A 13,756-nucleotide genomic window follows, 5' to 3' on the forward strand; every position below is an offset into this window, starting at 1 on the left:
GCCGAGCTCCCTCCGGGGCGTACCGCCCGCCGCCCACCCGAGGACCCGGTTCCGGGAGCTCTCGGGCGGGCGGCGGCGGACCTACTCCCGGACCCGCAGCAGCACCGTCGACCGCGCGCCCACCGTGATCGTCTCGCCGCCCCGGTGCTCGGTGCCCGGCGCGCGCGACTGGTCCTCCCCGGTGGTGTCGACGAGGAGCTCGTACGACTCCGCCCACGGCGGTCCCGGCAGCCGGAACTCCAGGGGCCGCGGCCCGGCGTGCAGGACGGCGAGGAAGCTGTCGTCGGCGATCTGCTCGCCGCGCTCGTCCCGGCCCGGGATGTCCCGGCCCGAGAGGTAGAGGCCGAGCGTGGCCGTCGGCGCGTACCAGTCCCCGTCCGTCATCTCGCCGCCGTCCGCGCCGAACCAGGCCAGGTCCCGCAGCCCGTCCGCGCGCTGCGGCCGCCCGGAGAAGAAGGCCCGGCGGCGCAGCACCGGGTGGCGGTGCCGCAGGGCGAGCAGCCGGCGGGTCAGGGCGAGGAGCTGGGCCCGCCCCGGGTCCTCGGGCAGCGACCAGTCGAGCCAGCCGATCTCGTTGTCCTGGCAGTACGCGTTGTTGTTGCCGCCCTGGGTACGGCCCATCTCGTCGCCGGCGACGAGCATCGGCACCCCGGTCGACAGGAGGAGGGTGGTGAGGAGGTTGCGCTGCTGCCGCAGCCGCAGCCCCTGGATCTCCGGGTCCTCGGTCTCGCCCTCGGCCCCGCAGTTCCAGGACCGGTTGTCGTGGGTGCCGTCCCGGTTGCCCTCGCCGTTGGCCTCGTTGTGCTTCCGCTCGTACGTGACGAGGTCCCGGAGCGTGAAGCCGTCGTGCGCGGTGACGAAGTTGACGGAGGCGTACGGCCGGCGCCCGCCCCAGGCGTACAGGTCGCTGGAGCCGGAGAGCCGGTAGCCGAGGTCCCGCACGTCGGGCAGCGCCCCCCGCCAGAAGTCCCGTACGGCGTCCCGGTAACGGTCGTTCCACTCCGTCCACAGCGGCGGGAAGGCCCCGACCTGGTAGCCGCCGTTGCCCACGTCCCAGGGCTCGGCGATGAGCTTGACCCGCCGCAGCACCGGGTCCTGGGCGATCACGGCCAGGAAGGGGGACAGCATGTCGACGTCGTGCATCGACCGGGCGAGCGCCGCCGCCAGGTCGAAGCGGAAGCCGTCGACGCCCATCTCCGTCACCCAGTACCGCAGGCTGTCGGTGATGAGCCGCAGCACCTGCGGCTGCACGACGTGCAGCGTGTTGCCGCAGCCCGTGTAGTCGGCGTACCGACGGGCGTCGGACTGCAGCCGGTAGTAGCCGCGGTTGTCGATGCCCTTGAGGGAGAGGGTGGGGCCGAGCTCGCCCGCCTCCGCCGTGTGGTTGTAGACGACGTCGAGGATGACCTCGATGCCGGCCGCGTGCAGTGCCCGCACCATCCGCTTGAACTCGCCGACCTGCTGCCCGGTCGTCCCGGAGGAGGAGTAGGCGGCGTGCGGGGCGAAGTAGCCGAGGGAGTTGTAGCCCCAGTAGTTGCGCAGCCCGCGCCGGAGCAGATGGTCCTCGTGCGCGAACTGGTGGACCGGGAGCAGCTCGACCGCCGTCACCCCGAGCCGTACGAGGTGTGCGATCGCCGCCGGGTGCGCGAGCCCCGCGTACGTCCCGCGCAGCCGCTCCGGGATGCCGGGGTGCTGCTGGGTGAAGCCCTTCACGTGCAGCTCGTAGATGACCGAGTCCTGCCAGGGCGTCTTGGGCCTGCGGTCGTCCGACCAGTCGTCGTCGTCCTGGACGACGACCCCCTTCGGCACGTACGGAGCGGAGTCCCGGTCGTCCCGTACGGTGTCGGCGACGTGCTGCTGAGGCCAGTCCCGTACGTGCCCGTACACCTCGGGCGGCAGCCCGAAGTCGCCCTCGACCGCACGCGCGTACGGGTCGAGGAGCAGCTTCGCCGGGTTCCAGCGGGCGCCCGTCCACGGGTCCCAGCGGCCGTGCACCCGGTAGCCGTACCGCTGACCCGCGCCGATCCCGGGCACGAAACCGTGCCAGATCTCATGGGTCAGCTCGGTCAGCGGCAGCCGCCGCTCCGTACCGTCCCCGTCGAAGAGGCACAGCTCCACGGCCTCCGCGCCCCCCGCCCACAGGGCGAAGTTGGTGCCCTTCACCCCGTCGGGGCCGACCCGGCAGCGGGCTCCCAGGGGCGTCGGAGCCCCCGGCCACACCGGTGGCCCCTGCTCCGGCGGTGGGGCGGCCCGTTCCAGGGCATGCTCCCGTACCGCCTCCTGCTCGGCTGCGCTCGACACCGTCCCGGCCTCCCGCGGCTCATGGGGCCCGCACCCCGGGGAGCGGTGGCGTCCCGGCCACCGCTCCCGCGCGTCGCTCATTCCCGTCGTCCTCCCTGTTCTGCCCGGACGACCGCGCTCCCAACATGGCCCGCACGCACGTTTCCCCTGGAGGGTGGGGATCGTTGGGCCGAGAGTGAAACGTGTATGGAAGCGGGCGAGGTACGCCCTGGCGGTGGCGGGACTGATGGCGGGCCTCGCGGGTTGCACAGGAGCGGACGGCGAGAGGGGCATCGACATCTCCCTGCCGGGCAAGGCACGGGCCCCCGGGGACGTCATCCGGGTCAGTCCGGAGGACGGCCGCCGGGGGGTGCCGGCCGAGGGACCGGTCGAGGTCGCGGTGGACAGCGGGCGGCTCGAACGGGTGACGGTCGTCCAGGTCGAGGACGCCCAGCGGACCCGGGTCCCCGGTGAGATCTCCGCGGACGGGCTGCGCTGGCGGCCCCGGGCCGACGCCCGGCTCGCGCTGGCCGCCAAGTACAGCGTGGACGCCGTCGCGCTCGACGCCCACGGCCGCCGCTCCGCCCGGCACACCACCTTCACCACGGTCGTCCCGGAGAGCCGCTTCATCGGCTACTTCAAACCGGAGAACCGTTCCACGGTCGGCACCGGCATGATCGTCTCCTTCGGCTTCAACCTGCCCATCGAGAACCGGGACGAGGTCGAGCGGGCCATCCGGGTCACCTCGGACCCGCCCGTCGAGGTGGTCGGCCACTGGTTCGGCAAGGAGCGGCTCGACTTCCGCCCCGCCGCGTACTGGCGGCCGGGCACGAAGGTCACCGTCGAGCTCGCCCTCCGCGACGTCGAGGGCGCGCCGGGCGTGTACGGGATCCAGCGCAAGAAGGTCGGCTTCACCGTCGGCCGCTCCCAGGTGTCCCTCGTCGACGCCGCCGCGCACACCATGGAGGTCCGCAGGAACGGCGAGGTCCTGGCCACGGTGCCGATCACCGCGGGCGCGCCGAAGACGACCACGTACAACGGGAAGATGGTCGTCACGGAGCTGTACGACGTGACGCGGATGGACGGCCGGACGGTCGGCTTCGGCGGCGAGTACGACATCAAGGACGTCCCGCACGCGATGCGGCTCACCGAGTCGGGGACCTTCCTGCACGGCAACTACTGGGCGTCGCCCGACACGTTCGGCTCGGCCAACGTCAGCCACGGCTGTGTGGGGCTGCGAGACGAGAAGGGCGGCAGCGCCGAGTCCCCGGCGGGCTGGTTCTTCGACCGGACGCTCATCGGCGACGTCGTCGAGGTGGTCAACTCGCGGGACCGGAAGGTCGCTCCCGACAACGGGCTCGGAGGCTGGAACATGGACTGGGCCCAGTGGAAGGCCGGTTCGGCGCTCCACTGACGTCCCCGGGTCCGTCCCCGGTCCCTCCCCGGGTCCCTCCACGGATCTCTTCCCGGATTCCTCCCCGGTCCCTCCGCGCGCCCGTCCCCGTCCCTGTGTCCGCCCCCGCCCCCGGGTCCGCCCCAGGGTCCGTCCCCGGTCCGTCCGCGGTCCGTCCCCGTGTCCCTCTCGTGTCTCCTCCGCCACCCGCCCACCACCCCGTTGACCTAGCACATTGATCGGGACGGAACGGTGACATTCGCGAGGATCTTTCGTGTCCTGCGGTGTGATTATCTAGCGCCGTGTGCGCGAGCGGATGCGCACCGGGGGTGGGGCCGTGGCATCGCCAGGCCGCGTGAGGGGAGACGACCACAGTGAACGGGCAGCCGATATCGGGGGCATCGGTAGGGGCGACGGGCCGGCGCGGCCGACGACGCGGGGGCGTCCGTCTGCAGGCGCTGGCGGCGGGGGCACTGCTCCTCGTCCTCACCGCCTGCGGCGGTGGGACGGCCGACGGGGGCAAGGGGGGCCAGGACCCGGCGTCGCAGGGGAGCGGCAAGCCGGAGAACGCGGCCTCCCAGGCGGTCGTGACGATCCTTCCGAAGGACGGCGCCGACTCGGTCGCCACCAGCGGTGCCCTCAAGGTCACCGCCGAGCAGGGCAAGCTGACCGCGGTCACGGTCGCCGACTCCAAGGGCACCCCGGTCGAGGGCAAGATCGCGGCGGACGGCGCGAGCTGGTCGCCGACCGCCCACCTGTCCGCGGGGACCCAGTACAAGGTCCACGCGATCGCGAAGGACACCGAGGGCCGCGAGTCGGCGAAGGACACCACCTTCACCACCCTGGTCCCGAAGAACACCTTCATCGGCCACTACACGCCCGAGGACGGTTCGACCGTCGGCGTCGGCATGCCGGTCTCGATCAACTTCACCCGGGGCATCACCGACCCCGAGGCCGTCGAGAAGGCCATCAAGGTGACGGCCGTACCGGCGGTGGAGATCGAGGGGCACTGGTTCGGCAACGACCGCCTCGACTTCCGTCCGGAGGAGTACTGGGCCGCGGGCACCAAGGTGACCGTGAAGCTCAACCTGGACGGCGTCGAGGGCCGCCCGGGTGTCTACGGTGAGCAGAAGAAGACGATCACCTTCACCATCGGCCGCCGTCAGGTCTCCACCGTCGACGCGAGCGCCAAGACGATGAAGGTCGAGCGGGACGGCGCGATCATCAAGACGCTGCCGATCACCGCGGGCGCCCCGTCCACGACCACGTACAACGGTCAGATGGTCATCAGCGAGAAGTACAAGGTGACCCGCATGAACGGGGCCACGGTCGGCTTCGGCGGCGAGTACGACATCAAGGACGTCCCGCACGCGATGCGTCTCTCCACCTCGGGCACCTTCGTGCACGGCAACTACTGGGCGTCGCCCGGCACGTTCGGCTCCACCAACGTCAGCCACGGCTGTGTCGGTCTCGAGGACGAGCGGGGTGCCGGCGACGGCTCCACGCCGGCGGCCTGGTTCTTCGACCGCTCGATCATCGGCGACGTGGTCATCGTGAAGAACTCGAAGGACAAGCAGATCAAGCCGGACAACGGCCTCAACGGCTGGAACATGGACTGGTCGGAGTGGATCGCCTAGAGCGAACCCGCTCGTGAAGGGGCCCGGTGCTGTGAGCAACAGCACCGGGCCCCTCGGCGTTAACGCGGACTAACCTTCCCCCATGACTGTGAACCTCGAAGTCGCCGATGGCGTCGGCACGATCCGCCTCGACCGCCCCCCGATGAACGCCCTCGACATCGCCACCCAGGACCGGCTGCGCGAGCTGGCCCAGGAGGCGACCGACCGCGACGACGTGCGGGCCGTGATCCTCTACGGCGGCGAGAAGGTGTTCGCGGCCGGCGCGGACATCAAGGAGATGCAGGTCATGGACCACGTGGCCATGGTCAAGCGGTCGCGCGCCCTCCAGGACTCCTTCACCGCGATCGCCCGTATCCCCAAGCCCGTCGTCGCCGCGATCACCGGGTACGCGCTCGGAGGCGGCTGCGAGCTCGCGCTCTGCGCCGACTACCGGATCGCCGCCGACAACGCGAAGCTGGGCCAGCCCGAGATCCTGCTCGGCCTGATCCCGGGCGCGGGCGGCACCCAGCGGCTCTCCCGGCTGATCGGCCCCTCGCGGGCCAAGGACCTCATCTTCACCGGCCGGATGGTGAGGGCGGACGAGGCCCTGACCCTCGGCCTGGTCGACCGGGTCGTCCCCGCCGCCGAGGTGTACGAGCAGGCGCACGCCTGGGCCGCCAAGCTGGCGCAGGGCCCGGCGGTCGCGCTGCGGGCCGCGAAGGAGGCGGTCGACCAGGGGCTGGAGGCCGACATCGACACCGGTCTCGCCATCGAACGCACCTGGTTCGCGGGGCTGTTCGCCACCGCGGACCGGGAGAACGGGATGCGCAGCTTCGTCGAGGAGGGCCCGGGCAAGGCGAAGTTCGCCTAGGGCTGTCCGGCAACTCCCGCCGGGTCCTACCCGCGGGGGCCGATTCCGTCGGAACGGCCCCCGCGGACGGCTCCGTGCGGCCATGATGGGGGGCATGGCGGGCCTGGAGGGTAGGGAACAACCGTGGCAGCGCGGAAGCGCCGCCGCCGCACGGTGGTCACCTGCCGTGGAGGACGAACAGGTCGCCGACGTACTGGAGTTGTACGGGAACCCGGCCGAGGAGGATGTGCGGCTGCCGTCCCGTCCCGAGTCCGCGTGGGTGGCCCGCCGGCTCACGCAGGGCGTGGTCCTGCGGCAGTGGGGACTCGGCCCGCAGATCGCCGAGCACGCGGTGCTGCTCGTCTCCGAGCTCGTCGGCAACGCGGTCCGGCACACCGGCGCCAGATCCTTCGCGCTGCGGCTGCACAGGCGGCGCGGCTGGATCCGGGTCGAGGTCCGCGATCCCTCGCGCGGGCTTCCCTGTCTGATGCCCGTGGGTGAGCTCGACACGAGCGGCCGGGGGCTCTTCCTCGTCGACAAGCTCTCCGACCGCTGGGGCGTGGACCTCGCGCCGCGCGGGAAGACGACCTGGTTCGAGATGCGGGTCGCGGACCGCCCCTGAAGTCGCCGTGCCGCCCCCCTCCCTACGCACGAAAGCCCCCGTCCGCCGTAGTGGGGCGCGTGGGGGCTCTCGTGTGGTGCGCCGTGGACGGGGGGGTGTATCCACGGCTGCTATGTCGACCTGGCCCGGGTCAATGGGGGTCGTGTCCCCGACTATGGCAGACAGGCGGCCCAGGCGCCAAAAGTCCCTACCGGGACAGAATCGGTCAAATCGGGATTGATCGTCTATGAATCATTGGTGACTTGCGGCACCCGCCTTGCAAACATTGAATGGCTATGCGGTTCATCGATTGTTTCCCCGGCTCGTCCGCATACTGGACGCCCCGAGGTGACCCGCAAACGTCCTGAATCGGCCTAATCATCACGATTCGGTCGACATCCTTCTTTACTGGGCGGGTGAAGCCCACCGACCGCCGCGGTGCCCTCCGGGCGGGCGCGGCCGCCGCCCTCGCGGGAGCCCTCGCCACCGCCTGCGGTACGGAGCCCCGCCCCGCACCCGCCCCCACCTCGGCCTCCCGCCGCCCGGGCACCGCACCGGCCCCCGCGCCGGCCGCCGCCCCCGCCCCCCGGCGCTTCCCCGGCCGACCCGCCGAGATCGACCACGGCCCCCGCGACCGGCCCCGGATCGCCCTCACCTTCCACGGCCAGGGCGACCCCGCCCTCGCCCGCACCCTCCTCGGCCAGGCCGAGCGGGCCGGCGCCCGCGTCACCGTCCTCGCCGTCGGCAGCTGGCTCGACGCGCACCCCGGCATGGCCCGCCGCATCCTCGACGGCGGCCACGACCTCGGCAACCACACCCAGCACCACACCGACATCAACGCCATGACCGAGGCCGAGGCCCACGCGGAGATCGAGGCCTGCGCCGCCCGGCTCCGCCGCCTCACCGGCTCCGTCGGCACCTGGTTCCGGCCCTCCCGCGCCCTGCACGCGACCCCCGCCGTCCTGCGCGCCGCCCAGCGCGCCGGATACCCGCACACCCTCTCGTACGACGTCGACTCCCTCGACTTCACGTCGCCGGGCGCCGCCGCGGTCGTCCGCAACGTCACCGACGCCGTCCGGCCCGGGTCGGTCGTCAGCCTGCACTTCGGCTACCCGGAGACCGCCGACGCGCTGCCCCTCCTCCTCGCCGACCTCGACCGCCGCGGACTGCGCGCGGTCACCACCACGGAGCTGCTGACCTGATGGAACACCTCACGCAGAGACACCTCACGGCGAGAAGCAGGACCCTCCTCGCCGCCGCCCTGCTCGTCACCCTCGCGGGCTGCGGGGCCGCCAACCAGGGCGAGAACGGCGCCGCCGCCGTGAAGAAGGCCGCGGCCCCCGCCGTACCCAAGCCGGCCGCCGCGCCCGCCGGGCTCCCCGGGATGCCGCCGGTCCTCGACCCGAACGACGTCTACGCCGCCGACCGGCCGAACAAACTCTCCCCGGTGGTCAAGGACTTCCCCTCCCGGGTCTACGTCCCCAACACCAACTCCAACACCGTCTCGGTCATCGATCCCGCGACCTACCAGGTCGTCGAGACGATCCCGGTCGGCATCCAGCCCCAGCACGTCGTCCCGTCCTGGGACATGAAGACCCTCTGGGTCAACAACAACCGGGGCCACACCCTCACGCCCATCGACCCCGCCACGGGAGTCGCGGGCAAGCCGGTCGAGGTCCACGACCCGTACAACCTCTACTTCACGCCCAACGGCACGTACGCGATCGTCATGGCCTCCCTCGACCGCGAACTCGTCTTCCGCGACCCGCACACCATGGAACGGAAGAAGACCGTCCCGGTGAGCTGCTACGGCGTCAACCACGCCGACTTCTCCGCCGACGGACGGTACTTCGTCGTCTCCTGCGAGTTCTCCGGCGAACTCCTGAAGGTCGACACCGAGAAGATGGAGGTGATCGGCCAGCAGAAACTGCCCTTCGAGGGCGCCATGCCGCAGGACGTGAAGATCTCCCCGGACGGGAAGACCTTCTACGTCGCCGACATGATGGCCCACGGCGTGTGGGTGCTCGACGGCGAGAAGTTCACCACCCCGACGCTGCTGCCCACCGGCAAGGGCTGCCACGGCCTCTACATCAGCCGGGACTCGCGCGAGATGTACATCCCCAACCGAGGCGAGGGCTCCGTCTCCGTCTTCGACTTCGGCGCGAACAAGCTCACCAAGAAGTGGTGGCTCCCGGACGGCGGCTCCCCCGACATGGGCGGCGTCTCCGCCGACGGCAAGGTGCTCTGGCTGTCCGGGCGTTACGACTCCGAGGTCTACGCGATCGACACCACCAGCGGCAAGCAGCTCGCCCGCATCCCCGTGGGCGGCGGCCCCCACGGTCTGGCCGTCTACCCGCAGCCCGGCCGCTACTCCCTCGGCCACACGGGAGTCTTCCGCTGATCCGGAGGGCCCGGTTCGCCTCCGGGTCACTCACGCCGGGCCCACGGCCCCGACCGTGCTCACCTCCTTCGTTCCTCAGGAGGCTCCGCGCGCTCGGGGCCGTTCCCCGGCGCGCCCCTTCGGCTCACTCGCCGGTCCCGGCCGGCGGGATCAGCCGGCCACCAGCAGCGCCTCCGACGCCACCGGGCGGAAGCCCGCCGCCTGGAAGACACGGACGCTGCGGGCGTTGCCCGGCGACTGCTGGGCCCACACCACCGCGCCCGGGGTGAGGTGGCGGGCCGCCGTCGCCAGGGCGCGTCCGAGACCCCGGTGGCGTACGTCCTCGTCGACCTCGATCGCCGCCTCCCAGCGGCCCGCGACGCCCCTGCCCAGGACCAGGACGCCGCCGTCGGCCGCCCACACCCGGACCTCGTCGCGGAACTTCAGCGCCCGCGCCACCCGGGGATGGGAGGGGTCCTCGATCTCGCGGAGCTCCAGCGGGGGAGTACCCGGCAGGGCGTCGGCCACCGTGAGCAGGTCGATCGTGTTCATGTGCCGGCCGGTGCGGGCCATCAGGGCGATGAGGAAGCCCGGGTTCATGCTCGCCGCGAGCGGATCGCTCGACGTGGCCGCCAGCTCCGCCCGTATCCACTCCGGATCGGCGTCCGTGAAGACGACCGAATGGGCGGTGAAGGCGAGCACGCCCGCGTCCCGCGGATTCGGCTGCGGCACCACCGTCGTCGAACCGTCCGGAGGCGGGAACTCCCCGCGCGCCGCCGCTGCCAGGATCCGTGCCACGTCGCTGCTCATACCGCCATCATCCGGCAGGGGCGGGCCCGCTAATCTGACCAGCGTCAGAGAAGTACCGAGAAGGGGCGGAAGCAGTGGCGGACATCGAGTCGGCACGCACGGCATTCAACAAGTTCGACGCGGACGGGGACGGCTTCATCACCGCCGCGGAGTACAAGAGCCTCATGGCGCAGTTCGGCGACTTCAACGTCACCGAGACGGTCGCCGAGGTCCTCATCAAGCAGCGCGACACCAACGGCGACGGTGTCCTGTCCTGGGACGAGTTCTGGGCCCACTACAGCAAGGCCTGATCCGCCCGCCCGGGCGGGCGGCACAACGCTGAGTTGCCGCCCGTCCGGGGCTCGGTGACGATCGTCCGGTGACGCTTCCCGGACCCGTCGGTACCCCGAGCCGTCTGACGGCGGCGGTCCTCGCCGCAGTCGCCGTCATCGCCGTCTTCGCCGTCGCCCTGCTGGGCGCGGGCCTGGCCCAGACGGGTACCGGTGAGCTCCGGATACCCGCCGCAGGGACGACCGCGCTGCTGCGGTTCCTCGTCCTCGTGGGCCTCGCCGTCCACGTGGGCGAACTCGCCGGCCGCCGTGTCGCAGGGGACGGGCCCCGGCCCCGCGCCCTCTCCGTGCCCGCCGCCCTGCTCGCCGCGGCCGCCTCCGCCGGACTCCTGGTGCTCCTCACCGCCGTCAGCGGACTGAGCCCGCCCGTCGCGTACGGGCTCCGCGAGGGCCGCCTCCTTCTCGTCACCGCCAACGCCTTCGCCCTCGCCGCCCTGTGCGCCGCCTCCCGGCGCCCGGTGCTGGCCGTCGTCCCGCTCGCCGTCGTGGTCGTGGCCGAGGCGATGCGCGCCCACCCCGAGACCACCGCCCCCGCCGTCGGTATCGGGCTCACCGTCGTCCATCTCACGGGCGCCTCGCTGTGGTTCGGCACGCTGCTGTACGTGCTGCGCACCATGCGGCTGGGGCGCGGCGGACGGGAGGTCCTCGTCCGCTACGCCCGGATGGCCGCCTGCGTGTACGCCGCCCTCGCGGTCACCGGCACCGTCTCGACCCTGCGCCGACTGCCGCTGGACGCCGTCCTGACCACGGCCTACGGCCGGATCCTCCTGGTCAAGCTGCTGCTGTTCGGCATGGTGAGCCTGCTGGCCCTGGCGGCCCGGAGCCGGATGCCGTCCGGCGGCGAGGCCGAGGGCCGGATGCCGTCCGGCGGCGAGGCCGAGGCTCCGGCGCGGATCGAGGTGGTCGTGCTCGCGGTGGTCGTGGTCGTCTCGGCACTGCTCACGGTGGTACCGGACCCGCACGGGGTCGCGGGCTGACTCCGACGCCGTCAGGAGGAGGCGGCAGCGGGGACCTCGATCCGGCCGGTGAAGGGGGACCGGGTGTCCGCGCCGAGCCGCTGCTCGTAGCGGAGCTGTCGGCCCTCGTGCGGGACGGCGAAGCCGAAGGAGGACCGGTAGGAGGTCATCCGGTGGGTGCGCGCGTCGAGGACGAGGGTCTCCTCAAGGCCCGTCAGGACGATCCGCTTCTCGCCCGCCGTGACGCCGGCCTTCCGCAGTGTGTCGAGGGTGGGCCGGAACTCCAGGGCGGCCTTCGCGATCGCCGGCCGCTCCGTGCGGTCGGCGAGGCTCCCGGAGGGGATCCGGATGCGGAGCCGGATCTCGCCGCCGGTCCTGGTGACCTCGATCCGCTCGCCCTTCTCGGCGTAGTCGGTGAAGGAGCCCAGGACGGTCAGCGGGTCCTCCACCTTCGCGGCGATCTCCGGGTCGGTCAGGGGCCCCTCGCGCCAGGCGGCGCCGGAGCCGCCCTCGCGCACGTACCCCGTGCCGTCGACGGCGAACAGCTCCTCGGGCGTGCGCTTGCCCTTGCTGAGGATCGTGCCGGTCTGGTGCAGGGCCTCCGGGGTGCCGGTCCGCTCCACCGTCGCGGAGTAGGAGGCGGTGCTGCCGGGTGCGCCGGACTGCTTCAGCGACTCCTCGCCGGTCACCGCGAAGACCCACCCGGCCTCGGCGCCCATGGCCGCCTCCGCCCGCGCGAGGAGCTCCGCCGGGCCGGCCTCGGTGTCGTCCTTCGTGCGCTCCGGAGTGGGCGTGCTCTCCGGAGCGGGGGAGGCGGACGGGGAAGCGGCCGTGGTCGCGGCCGTCGGGCCGGCGGGCTCCTGCGTCCCGCAACCGCTGACCGCCGCGAGGGCGACCAGGCCCGCCGCCACCCACACGCTGTGTATCCGCATCTCTGCTCCGCTTCGTCCGACGCCGTGATCACCAGGTGTCGTGATCATCAGCGGTCGCGGATTGTAGGCCGCGCGCGGCCCAGGATCACCTCACCGGACAAAGCGGGACGGAACTGTCAGCACTCGATGATGTTCACCGCGAGACCGCCGCGGGCGGTCTCCTTGTACTTGACGCTCATGTCGGCGCCCGTCTCCTTCATGGTCTTGATGACCTTGTCGAGGGAGACCAGGTGGCTGCCGTCGCCGCGCATCGCCATCTTCGCGGCCGTGACCGCCTTCACCGCCGCCATGCCGTTCCGCTCGATGCACGGGATCTGCACGAGGCCGCCGACCGGGTCGCAGGTCAGGCCGAGGTTGTGCTCCATGCCGATCTCGGCCGCGTTCTCCACCTGCTCCGGGGTGCCGCCGAGGACCTCGGCGAGCGCGCCGGCCGCCATCGAGCAGGCCGAGCCGACCTCGCCCTGGCAGCCGACCTCGGCGCCGGAGATCGAGGCGTTCTCCTTGAAGAGCATGCCGACCGCACCGGCCGCGAGCATGAAGCGGACGATGCCGTCCTCGTCGGCGCCCGGAACGAAGTTCATGTAGTAGTGCAGGACCGCGGGGATGATGCCGGCCGCGCCGTTGGTCGGGGCGGTGACCACCCGGCCGCCCGCCGCGTTCTCCTCGTTCACGGCCATCGCGTAGAGGGTGATCCACTCCATCGCGAGCGCCGCCGGGTCGCCCTCGGAGCGCAGCTTGCGGGCCGTGTTCGCGGCGCGGCGCCGGACCTTCAGGCCGCCGGGCAGGATGCCCTCGCGGGACATGCCGCGCGAGACGCAGGCCTGCATGACCCGCCAGATCTCCAGGAGGCCCGCGCGGATCTCGTCCTCGGTGCGCCAGGCCTTCTCGTTCTCCAGCATCATCGACGAGATCGAGAGGCCGGTCTCCTTGGCGAGTCGCAGCAGCTCGTCACCGGTGCGGAAGGGGTACTTCAGGGCGGTGTCGTCCGGGACGATCGGGTTCTCGCCCTGGACGGCGTCCTCGTCCACGACGAAGCCGCCGCCGACCGAGTAGTACGTCTTCTCCAGGACGAGCGCGCCCTCCGCGTCGTACGCGAAGATCGTCATCCCGTTGGCGTGGTACGGGAGCGCCTTGCGGCGGTGCAGGATCAGGTCGGCGTCGAAGTCGAACGGGATCTCGTGCGCGCCCAGGAGGTTGATCCGGCCGCTCGACTTGATCCGCTCGACCTCGTCGTCCGCCGTCTCGACGTTCACCGTGCGGGGCGAGCTGCCCTCCAGGCCGAGGAGCACCGCCTTGGGGGTGCCGTGGCCGTGGCCGGTCGCGCCCAGGGAGCCGTACAGCTCCGCCCGTATGGCCGCGGTGTGGGCGAGCAGGCCCTCGTTCTTGAGTCGGCGGGCGAACATCCGGGCCGCACGCATGGGGCCCACCGTGTGGGAGCTCGACGGGCCGATACCGATCGAGAACAGGTCGAAGACCGAGATGGCCACGGAGAGACTCCTTGTGGGGGCTAGACGCCGTTGTCTGCCGGGGTGGTGCAGAACGGAGCAGGAAGATCGAAACGGGGCGTGACATGGGGTGGGGCACCGCACTCACCTTTCAGTGTGCGCGA

General features: G+C 72.1%; 12 protein-coding genes. 8 read left to right on the top strand and 4 right to left on the bottom strand.

Translation table 11 applies throughout. From position 1 onward, the window contains the following. Positions 1-81 precede the first annotated feature (81 nt). The gene (gene glgX, locus OG580_RS25300) at positions 82-2,259 is read right to left on the bottom strand and encodes a glycogen debranching protein GlgX (RefSeq protein ID WP_267048120.1); all 2,178 of its coding nucleotides are present in this window, start codon (positions 2,257-2,259) and stop codon (positions 82-84) included. Positions 2,260-2,455: 196 nt separating this feature from the next. Here glgX and OG580_RS25305 point away from each other — a divergent pair, with 196 nt between their 5' ends. The 6 genes from OG580_RS25305 to OG580_RS25330 all read left to right on the top strand — a co-directional run bounded on the left by OG580_RS25305 (position 2,456) and on the right by OG580_RS25330 (position 9,141). Then, the gene (locus OG580_RS25305; RefSeq protein WP_267045958.1) at positions 2,456-3,694 is read left to right on the top strand and encodes an Ig-like domain-containing protein; all 1,239 of its coding nucleotides are present in this window, start codon (positions 2,456-2,458) and stop codon (positions 3,692-3,694) included. Positions 3,695-4,047: 353 nt separating this feature from the next. Further along, positions 4,048-5,310 (top strand): Ig-like domain-containing protein, encoded by a 1,263-nt coding sequence (locus OG580_RS25310; RefSeq protein ID WP_267045959.1) that lies wholly within the window; start codon positions 4,048-4,050, stop codon positions 5,308-5,310. Between the two features lie 82 nt (positions 5,311-5,392). Then, positions 5,393-6,160: an enoyl-CoA hydratase/isomerase family protein gene (locus tag OG580_RS25315; protein ID WP_267045960.1), complete on the top strand. Its 768-nt coding sequence runs from the start codon at positions 5,393-5,395 to the stop codon at positions 6,158-6,160. A gap of 82 nt (positions 6,161-6,242) precedes the next feature. After that, positions 6,243-6,761 (top strand): ATP-binding protein, encoded by a 519-nt coding sequence (locus tag OG580_RS25320; RefSeq protein ID WP_267045961.1) that lies wholly within the window; start codon positions 6,243-6,245, stop codon positions 6,759-6,761. Between the two features lie 395 nt (positions 6,762-7,156). After that, positions 7,157-7,942, top strand: coding sequence for a polysaccharide deacetylase family protein (locus OG580_RS25325; protein ID WP_267045962.1), 786 nt, complete (start codon positions 7,157-7,159; stop codon positions 7,940-7,942). Then, entirely contained in the window at positions 7,942-9,141 is a 1,200-nt protein-coding gene (locus OG580_RS25330) for a YncE family protein (protein WP_267045963.1), read from the top strand. The genes OG580_RS25325 and OG580_RS25330 overlap by 1 nt, the downstream gene beginning before the upstream one ends. 150 nt (positions 9,142-9,291) lie before the next feature. Here the strand turns inward: OG580_RS25330 and OG580_RS25335 are convergent, their stop codons facing one another. Then, positions 9,292-9,930 (bottom strand): GNAT family N-acetyltransferase, encoded by a 639-nt coding sequence (locus tag OG580_RS25335; protein ID WP_267045964.1) that lies wholly within the window; start codon positions 9,928-9,930, stop codon positions 9,292-9,294. A 74-nt stretch (positions 9,931-10,004) separates the two neighbouring features. On the opposite strand from OG580_RS25335, the gene OG580_RS25340 reads away from it, so the two are divergent. Then, positions 10,005-10,220: an EF-hand domain-containing protein gene (locus tag OG580_RS25340; protein ID WP_267045965.1), complete on the top strand. Its 216-nt coding sequence runs from the start codon at positions 10,005-10,007 to the stop codon at positions 10,218-10,220. 68 nt (positions 10,221-10,288) lie between these two features. Next, complete coding sequence (locus OG580_RS25345) at positions 10,289-11,236, top strand: CopD family protein (RefSeq protein WP_267045966.1); 948 nt, start codon at positions 10,289-10,291, stop codon at positions 11,234-11,236. Positions 11,237-11,247: 11 nt separating this feature from the next. Here OG580_RS25345 and OG580_RS25350 read toward each other — a convergent pair whose 3' ends face one another. Together OG580_RS25350 and OG580_RS25355 are read right to left on the bottom strand one after the other, a co-directional pair. After that, positions 11,248-12,147 carry a hypothetical protein gene (locus OG580_RS25350; protein ID WP_267045967.1) on the bottom strand — a complete coding sequence of 300 codons (900 nt, stop codon included), beginning with the start codon at positions 12,145-12,147 and terminating at the stop codon, positions 11,248-11,250. A 116-nt stretch (positions 12,148-12,263) separates the two neighbouring features. After that, positions 12,264-13,634, bottom strand: a complete 1,371-nt coding sequence (locus OG580_RS25355; protein WP_267045968.1) for an L-serine ammonia-lyase — start codon at positions 13,632-13,634, stop codon at positions 12,264-12,266. Between the last annotated feature and the right edge of the window lie 122 nt (positions 13,635-13,756).

This window comes from Streptomyces sp. NBC_00094 (assembly GCF_026343125.1).
Lineage (GTDB): Bacteria > Actinomycetota > Actinomycetes > Streptomycetales > Streptomycetaceae > Streptomyces.